General features: G+C 60.6%; 1 rRNA gene. It reads left to right on the forward strand.

What is annotated here, in order from left to right:
• Positions 1–98: 98 nt before the first annotated feature.
• Positions 99–3,225, forward strand: a 23S ribosomal RNA gene (locus J2W20_RS19150).
• Positions 3,226–3,309: the final 84 nt, after the last annotated feature.

Raw genomic sequence — 3,309 nt, forward strand, 5'->3', positions numbered from 1 at the left:
CGGGGGTGCTGGTGGTGCTGTGGTGTGGTGGGTCGAGTTTTCTTGTAGGTGTGTGCACGCACGTTGCGTGTGTGTGCGCCCTTTGTGGTTTCTTCTGTGTTGAAGTTTCCAAGGGCGCACGGTGGATGCCTTGGCATCGGGAGCCGATGAAGGACGTGGGAATCTGCGATAAGCCTGGGGGAGTCGATAACCGGACTGTGATCCCAGGGTCTCCGAATGGGGGAACCCCGCCGCACTTGATGCGGTGACCCGCCGTTGAACGCATAGACGGTGTGGAGGGAACGCGGGGAAGTGAAACATCTCAGTACCCGCAGGAAGAGAAAACAACAGTGATTCCGTCAGTAGTGGCGAGCGAACGCGGATGTGGCCAAACCGTGCGCGTGTGATACCCGGCAGGGGTTGCGCGCAGGGGGTTGTGGGGTCTGGCTTCGACCATCTGCCGGTGGTCGGGGGCGAGTGCAGCAGTGTAGGCGAACGGTCTTGAAGGGCCGGCCGTAGAGGGTGTGAGTCCCGTAGCCGTAACGCTGGTCTGCCGTCCTTGCCGGTGTCCCCAAGTAGCACGGGGCCCGAGAAATCCCGTGCGAATCTGTCAGGACCACCTGATAAGCCTGAATACTACCCGATGACCGATAGCGGACAAGTACCGTGAGGGAAAGGTGAAAAGTACCCCGGGAGGGGAGTGAAACAGTACCTGAAACCGTGCGCCTACAAACCGTCAGAGCCGGCCCCGCTGGGGGTGCGGTGATGGCGTGCCTTTTGAAGAATGAGCCTGCGAGTCAGTGCCACGTCGCGAGGTTAACCCGTGTGGGGGAGCCGTAGCGAAAGCGAGTCTGAACAGGGCGTTCAGTGGCGTGGTCTGGACCCGAAGCGGAGTGATCTACCCATGGCCAGGTTGAAGCGACGGTAAGACGTCGTGGAGGACCGAACCCACTTCAGTTGAAAATGGAGGGGATGAGCTGTGGGTAGGGGTGAAAGGCCAATCAAACTCCGTGATAGCTGGTTCTCCCCGAAATGCATTTAGGTGCAGCGTTGCGTGTTTCTTGCCGGAGGTAGAGCTACTGGATGGCCGATGGGCCCCACAAGGTTACTGACGTCAGCCAAACTCCGAATGCCGGCAAGTGAGAGCGCAGCAGTGAGACTGCGGGGGATAAGCTTCGTAGTCGAGAGGGAAACAGCCCAGACCACCGGCTAAGGCCCCCAAGCGTGTGCTAAGTGGGAAAGGATGTGGAGTTGCGAAGACAACCAGGAGGTTGGCTTAGAAGCAGCCACCCTTGAAAGAGTGCGTAATAGCTCACTGGTCAAGTGATTCCGCGCCGACAATGTAGCGGGGCTCAAGCACACCGCCGAAGCCGTGGCAGTCCCACGCGAACCCTAGCCTTCGTGGTTCAGGGGTGGGGCTGGGTAGGGGAGCGTCGTGCGGGCAGTGAAGCCCCCGGGTGACCGAGGGGTGGAGGCCGCACGAGTGAGAATGCAGGCATGAGTAGCGAAAGACGGGTGGGAAACCCGTCCGCCGGATGATCAAGGGTTCCAGGGTCAAGCTCATCTGCCCTGGGTAAGTCGGGACCTAAGGCGAGGCCGACAGGCGTAGTCGATGGACAACGGGTCGATATTCCCGTACCGGCGAAGGACCGCCCATGCCGGACAGCCGATGCTGACCGCCCGGACCCCGCACCGTCCTCCTTCGGGAGGGCACCGCGGGGCGAGCGCGGGGACCAGAGCTGCGAGGCAAGCGTATTAACAGGTGTGACGCAGGAAGGCAGCCCGGCCAGGCGATGGTTGACCTGGTCCAAGGATGTAGGGCGCGCGGTCGGCAAATCCGCCGCGCACGAAGCCTGAGATCCGACGGGACCCCCTCACGGGGGGATCGGGTGATCCTATGCTGCCGAGAAAAGCATCGACGCGAGGTCCCAGCCGCCCGTACCCCAAACCGACACAGGTGATCAGGTAGAGAATACCAAGGCGATCGAGAGAATCACGGTCAAGGAACTCGGCAAAATGCCCCCGTAACTTCGGGAGAAGGGGGACCCCGACCGTGGAGGCCGCATGCCGGCCCGAGCGGGCAAGGGTCGCAGAGACCAGGGGGAAGCGACTGTTTACTAAAAACACAGGTCCGTGCGAAGTCGCAAGACGATGTATACGGACTGACTCCTGCCCGGTGCTGGAAGGTTAAGAGGACCCGTCAGCCAGCAATGGCGAAGCGGAGAATTCAAGCCCCAGTAAACGGCGGTGGTAACTATAACCATCCTAAGGTAGCGAAATTCCTTGTCGGGTAAGTTCCGACCTGCACGAATGGAGTAACGACTTCCCCGCTGTCTCGACCGTGAACTCGGCGAAATTGCACTACGAGTAAAGATGCTCGTTACGCGCAGCAGGACGGAAAGACCCCGAGACCTTCACTACAGTTTGGTATTGGTGTTCGGAGCGGCTTGTGTAGGATAGGTGGGAGACTGTGAAGCCGGCACGCCAGTGCCGGCGGAGTCATCGTTGAAATACCACTCTGGTCGCTTTGGACACCTGAACCTCGGCCCGTGATCCGGGTCAGGGACAGTGCCTGACGGGTAGTTTAACTGGGGCGGTTGCCTCCCAAAGAGTAACGGAGGCGCCCAAAGGTCCCCTCAGCCTGGTCGGCAACCAGGTGGCGAGTGCAAGTGCACAAGGGGGCTTGACTGTGAGAGAGACATCTCGAGCAGGGACGAAAGTCGGGACTAGTGATCCGGCGGCACCTCGTGGAAGGGCCGTCGCTCAACGGATAAAAGGTACCTCGGGGATAACAGGCTGATCTTGCCCAAGAGTCCATATCGACGGCATGGTTTGGCACCTCGATGTCGGCTCGTCGCATCCTGGGGCTGGAGTAGGTCCCAAGGGTTGGGCTGTTCGCCCATTAAAGCGGTACGCGAGCTGGGTTTAGAACGTCGTGAGACAGTTCGGTCCCTATCCGCTGCGCGCGCAGGAGATCTGAGAAGGGCTGTCCCCAGTACGAGAGGACCGGGACGGACGAACCTCTGGTGTGCCAGTTGTACCGCCAGGTGCACGGCTGGTTGGCTACGTTCGGATGGGATAACCGCTGAAAGCATCTAAGCGGGAAGCCCGCTTCAAGATGAGATCTCCACGCCCGTCAAGGGCGAGAGGCCCCCAGCAGACCACTGGGTTGATAGGCCGGACGTGGAAACGAGGACTGAAGACTCGTGAAGCCGACCGGTACTAATAGGCCGACAACCTCAACACACCACACCCCCACCGGGGGCGTGGCCGAGACCACCCAATGCTCCGCGTCCACCATACGGTCCCCAGACAACAAACCCCGGGGAA

Source organism: Sinomonas atrocyanea (assembly GCF_030812675.1).
In the GTDB taxonomy this organism is placed as follows: Bacteria; Actinomycetota; Actinomycetes; order Actinomycetales; family Micrococcaceae; genus Sinomonas; species Sinomonas atrocyanea_B.